The sequence below is a fragment of the Cryobacterium sp. MLB-32 genome, from assembly GCF_000738085.1.
Taxonomy (GTDB): domain Bacteria; phylum Actinomycetota; class Actinomycetes; order Actinomycetales; family Microbacteriaceae; genus Cryobacterium.
In genome coordinates this window covers 1-1241 of sequence record NZ_JPRS01000516.1, presented here as the reverse complement: position 1 = coordinate 1241, position 1241 = coordinate 1, and the positions used below count along the sequence as shown (strand labels likewise).

1 protein-coding gene is annotated in these 1241 nt (G+C 63.7%); it reads left to right on the top strand.

Annotation, left to right across the window (positions count from 1 at the left end):
• Positions 1-48: 48 nt before the first annotated feature.
• A partial coding sequence (locus tag JF66_RS23305; protein WP_231556524.1) for a DUF4082 domain-containing protein occupies positions 49-1241 on the top strand: 1193 nt, incomplete at its 3' end.

The window sequence follows — 1241 nt, the reverse complement described above, 5'->3', positions numbered from 1 at the left end:
TCGGTCACCTTCACCGGGGAGACCGCCACCGGCTGGCAGACCGCGACTTTGGCCACCCCAATCGCATTGACAGCCGGCACAACCTACGTCGTGTCCTATTTCGCCCCACAGGGTCATTACTCCTACACGTCCCCGTACTTCACCTCGACCAAGACCAGCGGCCCGCTGAGCGCATCGACGGCAAACGGACGCTACTTCTACGGAGCATCCGGCGGATTCCCCACGTCCTCCTGGAACAATTCGAACTACTTCGTCGACCTGAACTTCAGTGCGACCGTCGTTCCAGCTCCAACTCCAACTCCAACTCCAACTGCGACACCCGCCCCCGTCCCGGCACCGTCCGCTTCACTCTTCGGCTCCGAGACACCTGTCGTCGCCGCTGAGGCCGGAGACAGCGCCGCAGTTGAACTGGGAGTCGCGTTCACGTCGACCCAGGCCGGCTCTGCCACGGGTATCCGCTTCTTCAAAGGCACCGGCAACAACGGCACCCACGTCGGCCGTCTCTGGACATCGGGAGGAACCAAGCTCGCCTCGGTCACCTTCACCGGGGAGACCGCCACCGGCTGGCAGACCGCGACTTTGGCCACCCCAATCGCATTGACAGCCGGCACAACCTACGTCGTGTCCTATTTCGCCCCACAGGGTCATTACTCCTACACCTCGAAGTACTTCTCGACGGCCAAGACCAGCGGCCCGCTGAGCGCATCGACAGCAAACGGACGCTACTTCTACGGAGCATCCGGCGGATTCCCGACCTCCACGTGGAACGCATCGAATTACTTCGTCGATGTGACCTTCAATGCAGAGGTCGTCCCGACGCCGACGCCGACTCCGGCGCCGACCCCGACTCCGGCGCCGACCCCGACTCCGGCGCCGACCCCGACTCCGGCACCGACACCCACTCCGCTGCCGGGCACCTTCCCGAACGCGGACACGACGGGGCCCCCTGCGGGCACCACGCTGAAGGCTTCAGGCGGCATCACGATCACGACCGCAGGTGCTGTCTATGACGGCTACGCCTTCGCCGGCGATGTGGTTGTCCGGGCCAACAACGTGACGATCCGTAACTCCGTCGTGAACGGCCGGATTGCTATTGATCTGCCGTACTCCGGGCTGCTCATGCAGCGCATCGAGATCGTCGGTCCTGGCCCGGGCTATGTCTCGAAATATCCCGGGCTGGGCTTCGTCAACTTCACCTGTGACGCCTGTGACATTCACGGATGGGGTGATGGCATGATGAC